Origin of the sequence: Citrobacter sp. Cpo109, from assembly GCF_030332565.1 — a bacterium.
Classification (GTDB): Bacteria; Pseudomonadota; Gammaproteobacteria; order Enterobacterales; family Enterobacteriaceae; genus Citrobacter; species Citrobacter portucalensis.
Genome location: NZ_JAOWHQ010000062.1, coordinates 102,264 through 115,600 on the forward strand (window position 1 = coordinate 102,264; position 13,337 = coordinate 115,600).

13 protein-coding genes are annotated in these 13,337 nt (G+C 50.9%); 7 read left to right on the forward strand and 6 right to left on the reverse strand.

The window, feature by feature from the left end:
- Window positions 1-115 precede the first annotated feature (115 nt).
- Window positions 116-1,153 carry an oxidoreductase gene (locus OGY71_RS14560; RefSeq protein ID WP_003827606.1) on the reverse strand — a complete coding sequence of 346 codons (1,038 nt, stop codon included), beginning with the start codon at window positions 1,151-1,153 and terminating at the stop codon, window positions 116-118.
- A 470-nt stretch (window positions 1,154-1,623) separates the two neighbouring features.
- Between OGY71_RS14560 and yhhY the strand changes: the two genes are divergently transcribed.
- From yhhY to OGY71_RS14590, 6 genes are all read left to right on the forward strand, one after another.
- On the forward strand, window positions 1,624-2,112 hold the full coding sequence (yhhY, locus tag OGY71_RS14565; RefSeq protein WP_003827604.1) for an N-acetyltransferase: 489 nt from the start codon (window positions 1,624-1,626) through the stop codon (window positions 2,110-2,112).
- A 46-nt stretch (window positions 2,113-2,158) separates the two neighbouring features.
- Window positions 2,159-3,043, forward strand: a complete 885-nt coding sequence (locus OGY71_RS14570; protein WP_003827602.1) for a hypothetical protein — start codon at window positions 2,159-2,161, stop codon at window positions 3,041-3,043.
- A gap of 324 nt (window positions 3,044-3,367) precedes the next feature.
- Entirely contained in the window at window positions 3,368-4,582 is a 1,215-nt protein-coding gene (locus tag OGY71_RS14575; RefSeq protein ID WP_003827600.1) for a PfkB family carbohydrate kinase, read from the forward strand.
- A 15-nt stretch (window positions 4,583-4,597) separates the two neighbouring features.
- On the forward strand, window positions 4,598-5,359 hold the full coding sequence (locus tag OGY71_RS14580; RefSeq protein WP_003827597.1) for a glutamine amidotransferase: 762 nt from the start codon (window positions 4,598-4,600) through the stop codon (window positions 5,357-5,359).
- Window positions 5,360-5,412: 53 nt separating this feature from the next.
- Window positions 5,413-6,384 (forward strand): DMT family transporter, encoded by a 972-nt coding sequence (locus tag OGY71_RS14585; protein ID WP_003827596.1) that lies wholly within the window; start codon window positions 5,413-5,415, stop codon window positions 6,382-6,384.
- The gene (locus tag OGY71_RS14590; protein WP_003827595.1) at window positions 6,381-7,415 is read left to right on the forward strand and encodes a phosphotriesterase family protein; all 1,035 of its coding nucleotides are present in this window, start codon (window positions 6,381-6,383) and stop codon (window positions 7,413-7,415) included. The genes OGY71_RS14585 and OGY71_RS14590 overlap by 4 nt, the downstream gene beginning before the upstream one ends.
- A gap of 44 nt (window positions 7,416-7,459) precedes the next feature.
- Here the strand turns inward: OGY71_RS14590 and ggt are convergent, their stop codons facing one another.
- A complete protein-coding gene (gene ggt, locus OGY71_RS14595) occupies window positions 7,460-9,205 on the reverse strand; it encodes a gamma-glutamyltransferase (RefSeq protein WP_003827593.1) in 1,746 nt (581 codons plus the stop codon).
- Window positions 9,206-9,323: 118 nt separating this feature from the next.
- On the opposite strand from ggt, the gene OGY71_RS14600 reads away from it, so the two are divergent.
- A complete protein-coding gene (locus OGY71_RS14600; RefSeq protein WP_003827591.1) occupies window positions 9,324-9,764 on the forward strand; it encodes a DUF2756 family protein in 441 nt (146 codons plus the stop codon).
- On the opposite strand, the gene ugpQ is transcribed toward OGY71_RS14600, so the two are convergent.
- From ugpQ to ugpA, 4 genes are read right to left on the reverse strand one after another with little or no spacing between them, the layout of a single operon-like run.
- Window positions 9,761-10,504 (reverse strand): glycerophosphodiester phosphodiesterase, encoded by a 744-nt coding sequence (ugpQ, locus tag OGY71_RS14605; RefSeq protein WP_003827589.1) that lies wholly within the window; start codon window positions 10,502-10,504, stop codon window positions 9,761-9,763. The two genes, OGY71_RS14600 and ugpQ, sit on opposite strands and share 4 nt — an antisense overlap.
- Window positions 10,501-11,571 carry a sn-glycerol-3-phosphate import ATP-binding protein UgpC gene (locus tag OGY71_RS14610; protein ID WP_003827587.1) on the reverse strand — a complete coding sequence of 357 codons (1,071 nt, stop codon included), beginning with the start codon at window positions 11,569-11,571 and terminating at the stop codon, window positions 10,501-10,503. The genes ugpQ and OGY71_RS14610 overlap by 4 nt, the downstream gene beginning before the upstream one ends.
- Window positions 11,572-11,573: 2 nt before the next feature.
- Window positions 11,574-12,419: a sn-glycerol-3-phosphate ABC transporter permease UgpE gene (ugpE, locus tag OGY71_RS14615; RefSeq protein WP_126956407.1), complete on the reverse strand. Its 846-nt coding sequence runs from the start codon at window positions 12,417-12,419 to the stop codon at window positions 11,574-11,576.
- Complete coding sequence (gene ugpA / locus OGY71_RS14620) at window positions 12,416-13,303, reverse strand: sn-glycerol-3-phosphate ABC transporter permease UgpA (protein WP_279275414.1); 888 nt, start codon at window positions 13,301-13,303, stop codon at window positions 12,416-12,418. The genes ugpE and ugpA overlap by 4 nt, the downstream gene beginning before the upstream one ends.
- Between the last annotated feature and the right edge of the window lie 34 nt (window positions 13,304-13,337).

Here is a 13,337-nt window from a genome sequence, read left to right on the forward strand (position 1 = left end):
CCCCCAGATGTTTTCGATGGAGTAAGTGTGGACTCAATCCGTCTGGGATCATAGAGGGTGAAAATTGACCCCTCTGTTCAAAAAATATGAACAAGACCAGAGGAGTCTGTGCAGGCTATTTGGCGAGGGTTATCGTGGCAGGCGTTGCCTGTTCAAAGGCGCGTTCGAGGATCTCCAGGTTGGTAAGAACTTCAGATTCCTTGACGTAATTAGGCGTACCGGCGGTCAGCGTCTGGTACAGCGAATCATAGACGCGACCGTAATCGCCCACTTCCGGCTTCACCTCTTCTTTCACCGTGATGCCGTCATCGTTGACATATTCCAGCATTCCAATGGAATCATCGGCAGCGAAACCTGGCTCACCCGGCATGATATTAGCCTTCAGGCTGGTTTCCTGCTGGTCGATACCGTACTTCACAAACGAGCCTTTGGTGCCATGCACGATAAACTTCGGATAGTCGATTTTCACCAGATGGCTGGTTTTAACAATGGCTTTCAGGTCGCCGTAAAACAGCTGCGCTTCAAAGGTATCGTCCGGGTTCGCTTTGTTGCGCAGGCTGCGGATGTCGTAGGCCACATGATCGGGGCGTCCGAACAACGAGATAATCTGATCCATGGTGTGTACGCCCAGACCATAAAACGCGCCGTCCTGCGGCAGTCCCGGCTTGGTTTCTACTTCAGGACGGTAGTAATCGAAATGGCTTTCAACCTCAACAATCTTGCCGAGCTTGCCGCTCTCAATCGCTTTTTTAGCGGTGAGGAAACAGGAGTCAAAACGACGATTCTGATACGGCGTAACGGTCAGCCCTTTGCTTTGCGCTAGCTCAAACAACTCTTTTGCTTGCGCAAGCGTTGGGGTGAAGGGTTTCTCAACCAGCACATTTTTACCCGCTTCCAGCGCGCGTTTGGCGTATTCAAAATGGCTGTCAGCATGGGTACAGACGATCACCAGCTTCACCTGCGGATCGTTTAAGATCTCGTCGAGGTCGCTGGTGAAGTGAATATGTGAATACTGCGGCGCCTGCTCTTCCGGCCTGGCGTTGCGGCGGAAAATGTGCGCGACGTGCCAGCTATTTTTGCGGTTGAGGACGTACGGCAAATGGTAGCGGGTGGTGCTTTTACCAAAACCAATAAATGCGCAGTGTAAGGTCATGAGACGATCCTTTTGAAGGTGATTGTCTACACCATAGCGCAAAGCGGCTGGAGACTGAATCCATCCTGTCATCGTGCCGGATGCGGCGTTGCCTTATCCGGCCTACCGCATTATACAGCCAAAAGATCGGGCGTAAGTGGCGTAGGCAGATTATTCACGGCCTGCGCGCAGCAACCGGAGCGTACACAGAGTACGTGAGGATTGCGAGCACAGCCCGGGATTAAGCTGGCAAGCAAACTAGCCCGAAACCCAGCCAAAAAAAAAGCCAGCAAAAGCTGGCTAAAGTAATACTGGAAGCAATGTGAGCAATGTCGTGCTTTCAGGTTCTCCGTAGGGGTTCCCCTGAACGCAGAGCAATAATAATCATTCTCATTCGCACTTGTCTACTTCTTTTTGCAAAAAAATGCAGTTGACGGATTTTTCTTTCTCAGCGAGTGTAAATGCACAATTAACCCTGCAGGAGATAAGGAATGAGTGAGATAGTGATACGCCACGCTGAACCGAAAGATTACGACGCAATTCGTCAGATCCACGCCCAGCCGGAGGTGTACCACAACACGCTACAGGTTCCTCATCCTTCCCTCGAAATGTGGCAAGCACGGCTAACCGAGCAAGCCGGTGTCAAACAACTGGTTGCCTGCATTGACGGTATCGTCGTGGGGCATCTCTGTATTGAGGTCGCGCAGCGCCCGCGCCGCAGCCACGTGGCCGATTTTGGTATCTGCGTGGATGCCAGGTGGCACAATCGTGGCGTTGCCAGCGCGCTGATTCGTACGATGATCGACATGTGCGACAACTGGCTGCGCGTCGAGCGCATTGAGCTGACGGTATTTGTTGATAATGAGCCTGCTGTAGCAGTCTATAAGAAGTACGGCTTTGAAATCGAAGGCACCGGTAAGAAATACGGCCTGCGCAACGGTGAGTATGTTGATGCCTACTTTATGGCGCGCGTGAAATAAATTTAAGGGCGAGTCATATCGCCCTGCTTATTGAAAGGACGCAATAGTGAAAAAGTTTCTTCCCCTGGTGTTGCTGGCCTTGCTCTCCCCTGCTTTTGCCACTACCGTACAAAATCTCGATTCTGTACCCAGTGCCATCCAACATCCGGAAGGTAAACAGATTTTCGCTGAACAAATGGCGGGAGCAACACCCGCGAAAGGATTTGGTGAGCTTCCTCAGGGCTTATCTGAAAAGCAGTGGATTGCCTGGGTTGCACCGAATGAAGATCCTGACAACCTGATCCTGACTGGTGCTAAATCTTGGGGAAAAGACGGTAAATATATTGGCATTGCTTGTTTTGCCGATAATAAGGCTGACGCCGAGCAAGCAAAAAAATACGCGGATAACACCTGCCCGGAAAACTACAGCAACGGGCGCGCTAATAAATTATATCTCGGCGTGTTTTCCTGGCAGAATCCACAGCTAACGCCGATTGCACGCTCGGAAAAACCGTTAAACCAGCTCTCAGAATGGAATAAAGCCGCTGAAAAAGAGAGCGATGATGAGTCCGTCAGACCGCTGGCTTATTATACAAAGCTGGATCTGGCACCGTACCGGATAGCACCCGATACCCTGGCATTCGGGGTGCGGGGTGGATACTCTGATGCGTATTCCGGCGGCGGCGCATTTTATGAAGTGCTGGAACTCTACACCATCAAAGACAGCAAGATAATCAACGTGTTTTCTGACCTTGTTTATTACTATTCAGACATCGCCGGAGACTGGAATAAAGACGGCACAAGGCAGCACAACATCAGCGAAAGTAAGTACATTCTCAAAATGCGATCGGCAAAGACGCACGGGTTTTATGACTTAGAGCGCGTTAACCTACAGGATAAAAGCAGCCAAATATTCCGCTGGTCCGAATCACTGCAGCGATATGCGCCATAACCTACCAGTCAGGCCTACATCGTTCAAAACGCTGTAGGCCATTCTTTTTATATCCCACCGAAAAATTCAAGAACGGAAGCGCCATCCAGTCCTGACATAGAGTTGTTGATTACAGCCTATCGCCTTCCCCCACCGTCATGTTCAGGCTTAACAACCACCTGAATTATATGGTGATTCAGCTTTCTATCTTCATCGCTATTTTTCGTAACTTTAATAATATTAATATTACATTTTTGTTTTTTTTTGGTTTCTGCCATCACTTTATGGTGACAATCACAACAATATACTTCCCCTGGGACTAACTTAACCACGGTGAGGTAAAAAATGAAATTTGAACGCCATCATAGAATATTGAAAGAAATCAGTATTTCGGGAGTTGTAAAAGTTTCAAATCTGGCGAAAAGTCTCAAGGTAACAAAGGAAACTATTCGCTCAGATCTCAATGAACTTGCCGGGCAGGGATATCTCACTCGCTGTCATGGTGGTGCATTTATTACCCTTGACTCTCTTGATAACGTTGCAAAAAACGAAATTGCTTATGTGCTGGAAAAATATGAATCAGCGCAGAAAATAAAAAAAGGTCTCTCTGCCATGAAGAATAATGTATGTGTTATTGGCTCGTTCAATGTTGATATTATCAGTTACCTACCGAGGCTACCCTCGACAGGCGAATCATTGCTTGCCGATAAATTTATTTTTTCGCCCGGTGGTAAAGGATGCAATCAGGCATTAGCGGCAAGCTATGCCGATTCTGATGTGCATTTTATTACTAAAGTAGGGTCAGACCATTTCAGTGATTACGCCATTAATTTTATAAACTCATCAAAAATCCATAAAAGCGTTATCTATCAGACCAAAGAAACACAGACAGGTACAGCGACTATTATGGTGAATGGAGATACCGGGGATAACGTCATCGCTATCTATCCAGGTGCTAACATGACAATTTCACCTGATGAAATCACCATACAAAAAGAAGCCATCGTTCATTCAGATATTGTTCTCGTACAACTGGAGACAAATTACGAGGCACTTCAACAAACCATTCGTCTCGCACAGAAAAATGATATCCCGGTCATTATTAACCCAGCGCCATATAATGAAATGGTTAATACCATCATTGATGACATCGATTATATCACGCCAAATGAAACCGAAGCTGGTCTGCTGGCAAACATGTCCGTCAACGATATTGAATCAGCCAAATGTGCAGCAAAGATTATTCATCAAAAAGGTGTCAAAAATACCATTATCACATTGGGTAGCAAAGGTTCTCTCGCTTATGACGGAACGCAATTCATCTATTCTCCGGCATTTCCGGCCGTTGTAAAAAATACGGCTGGCGCTGGCGATGCCTTCAATGGCGCACTCGCGTCTGGCCTTGCTAAAGGAAAATCACTGGCATCTGCATTGTGCTACGCGAGCGCATTCGCCTCGCTTGCTGTTGAAACACCCAATGCCTCTGACATGCCAGAAAACGAATCCGTTCTTCATCGCATTCAGGGCTCACATTACAAACAAACTATCTCTACTCACTAAATCAAGGAGCAGACTATGAACAATACGCAGAAAAAACTAAAGGTGCTCTTTATTGGAGAATCCTGGCATATTCATATGATTCATTCAAAAGGCTATGACAGTTTTACCTCCAGTAAATATGAAGAAGGTGCTACATGGTTGCTTGAATGCTTAAAGAAAGGTGGTGTAGAAATTGATTATATGCCGGCTCACACCGTGCAAATTGCATTTCCAGAAAGCATTGATGAACTAAACCGTTATGATGTCATTGTTATTAGCGATATCGGCAGCAATACGTTCCTGTTGCAAAACGAGACGTTCTATCAGCTAAAAATAAAGCCAAATGCTCTGGAATCAATTAAAGAGTATGTCAGAAATGGTGGTGGTCTGCTCATGATTGGCGGCTATCTGTCATTTATGGGCATTGAGGCCAAGGCTAATTACAAGAACACCATTCTTGCCGAGGTTTTGCCAGTTATTATGCTTGACGGCGATGACCGGGTAGAAAAACCAGAGGGTATCTGCGCTGAGGCTATCTCCCCGGAACATCCTGTCGTTAACGGATTCTCAGACTACCCGGTATTTCTTGGATATAACCAGGTTGTCGCCAGAGAAGATGCCGATGTTGTTTTAACAATAAATAATGACCCGCTGTTAGTGTTCGGTGAATACCAACAGGGTAAAACCGCCTGCTTCATGAGCGACTGTTCTCCACACTGGGGAACACAGCAATTTATGTCCTGGCCGTTTTATACCGACCTGTGGGTTAACACGCTTCAATTCATCGCCAGAAAATAAAAAACAATGGAGTAACGAAAGTTACTCCTTTTATAAAATACAAGGATTGATGTATGAACAAAAATAAGTACTCAACTCCCTTACTGATGCTTGCAACCATCTTAGCCGGTATGCTTTCCCCAATGCAGTCTGCCGTTAATGGGCAATTGGGACACTGGTTGCAAGATGGTAATGCTTGTGCAGTAATCTCGTTCGCCAGCGGTCTGGTCGTCATGTTTTTCATTATTATTGCGCGTAAAGAAACACGCCAGCAATTCGCATCGATCCCGACGCTGATTAAAAAGAGAAAAATCCCGCTGTGGAATTGGTTTGCCGGATTATGTGGAGCGATGGTTGTATTTTCGGAAGGGGCATCAGCCAGCGCGTTGGGCGTTGCCACGTTTCAAACTGCATTAATTTCCGCCCTGCTCCTTTCCGGCCTACTGTGCGACCGTTTTGGTGTCGGTGTGGATGAGAAGAAATATTTCACCCCATGGCGCGTTGCTGGCGCATTGTTCGCGGTTATTGCCACGATTTTTGTCGTGTCGCCACAGTGGCATTCAACCTCCTTTATCCTGCTCGCTATCCTTCCTTTTTTGGCAGGATTACTCGCTGGCTGGCAGCCTGCTGGAAATGCCAAAGTTGCCGAGGCCACGGGCTCTATGCTGGTTTCCATTACCTGGAACTTCATTGTCGGCTTTTGTGTGCTGGGCGCTGCACTGGCGATACGTGTCGCATTAGGCCATGTCACCGTCCAGTTACCCGATACGTGGTGGATGTATCTCGGTGGCCCGCTGGGTCTGCTGTCCATCGGGCTGATGGCGATTCTGGTCAGAGGCTTAGGTCTGCTAATGCTGGGTGTAGCATCTACCGCAGGCCAGTTGCTTGGGTCGGTATTGATTGATGAATTGATCCCATCCTTAGGCAATACGGTCTATCTGGTCACCATCATCGGCACGTTGTTCGCGTTAGTGGGCGCAATTGTTACCACCATTCCTGAATACAAAGCATCCAAAATGGCGCAAAAAATGGAGGTGTCAGGATGAAAGGTTTCCTGCAAACCGTGACAGGCCCAGTGGCGCACACTGATATGGGGCTAACGCTCCCGCATGAGCATCTGTTTAACGATCTGTCATCCGTTGTTGATGAACCACATTATGCTTTTTCACAGCAACTGGTAGGAAAAAAAGTCAGTGCTGACCTACAGTGGGGACTGAAACACGACCCATACTGCTGCGCCGATAACATGGACAGAAAAGAGATTGATGATGTCATCTTTGAAATCAATAATTTTATGTCACTAGGAGGCAGGACGATTGTCGACGCGACGGGTTCTGAGTCTATCGGTCGGGACGCTTCATCGTTACGGGAAGTGGCAATAAAAACCGGTTTGAATATCGTTGCTTCATCAGGACCTTATCTGGAGAAGTTTGAAAGCACCAGGATCCATAAACCTGTCGATTCATTAGCCGCACTGATTGATAAGGAACTGAATCAGGGGATTGGCGAGACGGATATTCGCGCCGGTATGATCGGTGAAATTGGCGTGTCACCCGCATTTACCCAAGCGGAACGTAACAGTCTGCGGGCGGCGTCTCTGGCACAACGTAATAATCCCCATACGGCGATGAATATCCATATGCCAGGGTGGCTGCGGCTGGGTGATGAGGTACTAGATATTGTCCTTGAAGAGATGAACGTCTCTCCGGCAAAAGTTTCGCTGGCACACTCGGACCCGTCAGGAAAAGATGTTGCCTATCAACGTAAAATGCTCGACCGCGGCGTGTGGCTTGAATTTGACATGATTGGTCTGGACATTACCTTCCCTAAAGAAGGTATCGCCCCAGGCGTTCAGGAGACCGCAGATGCGGTAGCTCATCTGATTGAACTGGGTTACGCCGATCAGATAGTTTTAAGCCATGATGTTTTTCTCAAACAGATGTGGGCAAAAAATGGGGGGAACGGTTGGGGGTTTGTCCCGAATGTTTTCCTCGCCTATCTGGCTGCCCGTGGAGTAGACAACGATACTCTTCGCAAGCTCTGTATTGATAATCCAGCGCGGTTACTCACGGCATAGCCAACAAAACGCCCGGTGCCTGACACCGGGCTATTAATCAAAAATCAGTATCCCGCCGTTAAATCATCCACGGAACGCGGGTCAGAAGCACCATACAGTGCGCCATCCGGTCCAACCATGATGCTCTGCGTGCTGCCCATCGCCTCTTTCAGCGCCACTTTCTGTCCTTTTTGCTCCAGCAGCTTGATTGTATCCGGGCTGAAGCCCTTCTCGATGCGCAGTTCATCCGGCAACCACTGATGATGGAAACGTGGCGCGTTGGTCGCTTCGGCGACGTTCATCCCGAAATCAATGCTGTTGACCACCATTTGCAGCACAGTAGTGATGATTCGGCTTCCACCTGGGCTGCCGGTCACCAGCCAGGTTTTCCCGTCTTTTACCACGATAGTCGGCGACATCGATGACAGCGGACGCTTCTTCGGCCCAACCGCGTTAGCATCACCGCCCACCAGTCCATAAACGTTCGGCACGCCTGGCTTAGCGGAGAAGTCGTCCATTTCGTTATTCAGCAGAATGCCGGTGTTACCCGCCACGATGCCGGTCCCGAAGGTGGTATTCAGGGTATACGTTACCGCCACGGCATTGCCGTCTTTATCCACTACCGAGAAGTGCGTAGTCTGGTTGCTTTCATACGGGGCGAGTTTGCCAGGTTTGATCTGGCTGGAAGGCTTAGCCTTGTTGATATCAATCTGATCGGCAAGCGTTTTAGCATAGGCTTTGTTGGTCAGCGCTTGCCACGGCACTTTCACAAAATCCGGGTCGCCCAGATACTCTGAACGGTCGGCGTAAGCATATTTCTCCGCTTCAGCCATAACCTGCATAGCATCGGCGCTGCCAAATCCGTACTTCTTCATATCGAAGTTTTCGAGAATATTGAGGATCTGCACAATGTGAATACCGCCAGAGGACGGCGGTGGCATGGAGAAGACCTGATACCCGCGATAGTCACCGCTTATCGGCGTGCGCTCCACGGCTTTATAGCTGGCTAAATCCTCTTTGGTCATCAACCCGCCGTTCTTTTGCATTTCCCCGGCTATCTGATCGGCAATCGCCCCTTTATAAAACGCATCCGGGCCATTCTCGGCAATCATTTCCAGGCTTTTCGCCAGATTCTTTTGCACCAGCTTGTCGCCCTTTTTCAGCGGCTCGCCGTCCTTCCAGAAAATGGCTTTGCTGTTCTCGTGATTAGGGAGCACTTCGCTGCCATAGGTTTTCAGATCGTCGGCCAGCGCGTCATTAACCACAAAGCCCTCTTCCGCTAGCTTCATCGCCGGGCGCACCACTTTGTTCAGCGGCATCGTGCCGTATTTCTCCAGCGCCAGCGAGAAACCCGCCACGGTACCCGGCGTACCGGATGCCAGATGCGACGTCAGCGACTTTTTCGCATCGGCGTTGCCCTGCTCATCGAGGAACATGTCACGGGTCGCGCCAGCAGGCGCCATTTCACGAAAATCTATCGCTGTGGTGTTACCGTCTTTGGTACGCAGCAGCATAAAACCACCGCCGCCCAGATTGCCCGCCTGGGGATGCGTCACCGCCAGCGCATAGCCAACGGCCACGGCGGCATCGACGGCATTCCCACCCTGTTTAAGAATGTCCACACCAACCTGGGTAGCTAAAGCATCCACAGAGGCCACCATCCCTTGCTTAGCACGTACGGGATGGAACACATCTTCCTCGACTCCGTAAGATACCGGTGGTGGTGCAGCCGGCGCGGCAGCAACGCTAAAACAACTTCCTGAGAGCAGAGCAGCAATGGCTACCCGGCGTAAAAACGTCGGTTTTATCATCGTTATTCTCCAGATGTATGGGGGTCGGCCCCCACTAAGCCTGGTGCATAACTCTGAAATAATCATCGTAACGGCGAGAAAGGAGTAAACTTAAGAGATCCCCGAGAGGAGAAAAGCGATGAAACGACTCTTACTTTTAGCCATGCTGTTGCCGTTTGCAGGCTTTGCACAGCCCATCAACACCATGAATAACCCGAACCAACCCGGTTATCAGATCCCGAGTCAGCAGCGTATGCAAACCCAAATGCAAACGCAGCAAATTCAGCAGAAAGGGATGCTCAACCAGCAGTTGCAAACGCAGACGCGTATGCAGCAACAGCATCTGGAAAACCAAATTAACACCAACTCCCAGCGGGTCCTTCAGTCTCAGCCAGGCGAGCTAAATTCCGGTCAGCAGCAAATGCTGCCCAACAGCAACGGTGGGATGTTGAGTGGAACCCGTAACCCGGACAGCTCTCTGAATAAGCAACATATGCTGTCAGAGAAAAAGAACGGCGACATGCTGAAGCCCTCCAGCACGCCGCAGCCTAACGTTCCGTTAAAAACGATTGGGCCTTAAAAAGGTTGGAAATCCGGACCAATCGTATCAATGGCATCGGTACAGATGCAGTCCACGCCCCAGCGCAGCAGTTCCGCCGCGCGCTGGGGTCGGTTGACGGTATATACCAGAATACGTAGCCCCGCATCGCGCAGCGCATCCACACGCGCTTCATCCAGCAGTTTGTGATTAAGATGAATAGAGACGCATCCAAGCCGTGTGGTCAGCTCGCGCCAGTCCTCGCGCCATTCATCAAGCAGCAAGCCTCTCGGCAGTTCAGGTACCGCCTGCTGCGCCGCTTCAAGTGCATCAATTTCAAAGGATGACAACAGTGGCGGCGTCATTCCCGCCCACAGTTCCCGCGCGGCCAGCGCCACGACTTTGCCGGTTAGCGTTCCGGTACCGGTTGTGGGTTTAATTTCAATATTTGCCATCATTCCATGCTGACGGCAGCGCTCGGCCACTTGCGAGAGCAGCGGCAGCGGTTCACCTTTAAACTCACCGCTAAACCAGCCGCCGGCGTCCACGCGCAATAAATCCTGCCAGTTCAGCTCGCCTGCCACGCCCCAGCCGTTGCTGGTTCGCTCCAGGTTGTCGTCATGCAGTAAGAAGATCTCACCGTCTTTCGACAATTTAGCGTCAAACTCGATCATGGTATGCCCGTATCGCGCCCCCACGTCGATCGCCGCCAGGGTGTTTTCCGGGGCCAGCTTACCGCCGCCACGATGGGCGACAATATGGGGGTAAGGCCAGTTACTCATACGCGTTGTCCTGTTTCGCCATCAAAAAGATGCAGATGATTTTCTGGCAGATGCAGCCACAGCGTGCTGCCTGCCGTCGGGCGATGCTGATGCGCCAGTCGCACCACCAGCTTTTGCTCGCCCCAGCGTCCGTGTGCCAGGTTATCTGCGCCCAGCATTTCCAGTGTATCAACAACCAACGGCACGCCGCCTTCGGCCTGCGAGCTTAGCGCAATATGCTCCGGGCGGATACCCAACGTCATTTTACGCCCAATAGACTCTCTCGCGCTTCTGCCGATGGGTAGCGTCATGCCGCCCTCCAGTTGAAAATGGGTGCCCGCGGCGCTGATGCGCCCGTCCAGCAGATTCATTGCCGGGCTGCCGATAAAACTCGCCACAAAGCGGCTGGCAGGTTTTTCATACACTTCAACCGGCGTACCTACCTGCTCGGCAATGCCTTTGTTCATCACCATCACTCGTTGGGCGAGGGTCATCGCTTCAACCTGGTCGTGCGTCACGTATAGCGAAGTGGTTTTCAGGCGGCGATGCAGATGTTGTAACTCCAGACGCATCTGTACTCGCAGCTTGGCATCAAGATTAGAAAGCGGCTCATCGAACAGGAATACCGCCGGGTCGCGCACAATCGCTCGTCCCATCGCTACGCGCTGGCGCTGACCGCCAGAAAGTTCGCGCGGACGACGTTTGAGCAGCTCACCCAGCTCGAGAATACGCGCCGCCTCATTTACCCGCTCAGCAATGTGTTCCTTACCCATCCCGCGGATTTTCAGTCCCCAGGCCATGTTTTCTTCCACGCTCATATGCGGGTAGAGCGCGTAGTTTTGAAAGACCATCGCTATGCCGCGATCCTTCGGCTCCATCTCGGTGACGCGTTTATTATCAATCCAGATATCGCCACCGCTCACCCGCTCCAGCCCAGCCACCATCCGCAGCAGCGTAGACTTTCCGCAGCCGGATGGGCCAACCATCACGATAAATTCCCCGTCCGCGACGTCCAGCGTCAGCGGTTTAATCACCTGGGTTTTGCCGTCCCAGCTTTTGGTTACTGCCTGTAGTTTTAAACCAGCCATTTTTATTTCTCACTATCGACCAGACCGCGTACGAAGGCACGCTGCATGGCTAACACGATGATTACCGGAGGGATAAGCGTCAGCAGCATGGCTGCCATTACCTGATTCCATTGGGTGGTGCCTTCACCAGTGGCAATCATGCCTTTGATACCCGCCACCGCAGTACCCAAATTGACGTCGGTAATAATTAACAACGGCCACAAATACTGGTTCCAGCCGTAGATAAAGGTAATAACGAACAGCGCCGCCAGATTGGTTTTTGACAGTGGTAGTACGATATCGCGGAAAAAACGCATCGGTGACGCACCGTCAATTCGCGCCGCCTCAACCAGCTCATCCGGCAGGGTCATAAAGAACTGACGGAACAGGAAGGTCGCAGTAGCCGATGCCATCAACGGCAGCGTCAGACCCGCATAGCTGTCGAGCATTTTCAGGTTGGCGATAACCTCCACGGTGGGGAAGATTCGCACCTCAACCGGCAGCATCAGGGTGATAAAAATCATCCAGAAGAACAGGTTGCGCAGCGGAAAGCGGAACCAGACGATGGCAAATGCGGAAAGTATGGAGACGGTGATTTTCCCTACCGTAATACTGAATGCCATGATGAAGCTGTTAAGCATCATCAACCAGAACGGCGCGCTGTTGACGCCCACGCCGTTGACCCAGATGTATTTCATGTTCTCCAGCAACTGCGTGCCGGGAACCAGCGTCATCGGCGTTTCAAACACCGCTTTGTTGTCCAGCGTCGCCGCGACAAACGCGACGTACAGCGGAAACAGGATCACCATGATCCCCATAATCAACATGGCATGGCTGAATATTGTCAGCCCACGACGGTTCTCAATCATTGGTAACGCACCTTACTTTCCACATAGCGGAACTGCACCACCGTCAAAATAATGACCAGCAACATCAGCACCACCGATTGCGCGGCGGAAGAAGCCAGATCCAACCCGACAAACCCTTCACGGTAGATCTTATAAATCAACGTCGTGGTCGCCTGTACCGGTCCACCCGCCGTGGCGGCATCGATCACCGGGAAGGTATCAAAGAAGGCGTAAACCAGATTCACCACCAGCAGAAAGAAGCTGACCGGGGCTATCAGCGGCAGCGCCAGCTTAAAGAAGCGGCGAACCGGCCCTGCGCCATCAATCGCGGCGGCTTCGATCAGCGACCGCGGGATAGACTGTAGTGCGGCAAAGAAGAACAGGAAGTTGTAACTAATCTGCTTCCAGACCGACGCGAACACCACCAGAAACATTGCCTGACCGCTGTTTTGCGCATGGTTCCAGTCATAGCCAAACTCACCGAGAAAATGGGTAATCAGCCCGCGACCTGGGTTAAACAGGAAGATCCACAATACGGCGGCGACGGCAGGCGCGACGGCATAGGGCAAGAGCATCAGCGTCTGGTAAAAACGACTGCCACGTACCACGTAATTCACCAGCGCCGCAAAAAATAACGACACCAGCAGACCACTTACCGTGACTAACGTACTAAACTTAATGGTGGTCCAGAATGAGTCGAGGTAGTACGGGTCATGAAACAGCGCGACAAAGTTTTCCAGTCCGACAAACTGGCTGGAAAGACCAAACGGATCAACGGATTGTAGCGAGTACCACAGCGCTTCACCGGCGGGCCAGATAAAGAAAATAACGGTGATAACCAGCTGCGGAGCCACCAACAAATAGGGAAGCCAACGCGAGCGGAATACCGGACGGGATGAAGACATGTAGGTTCTTTTCCTGGAAGGTGCCGGATGGCGG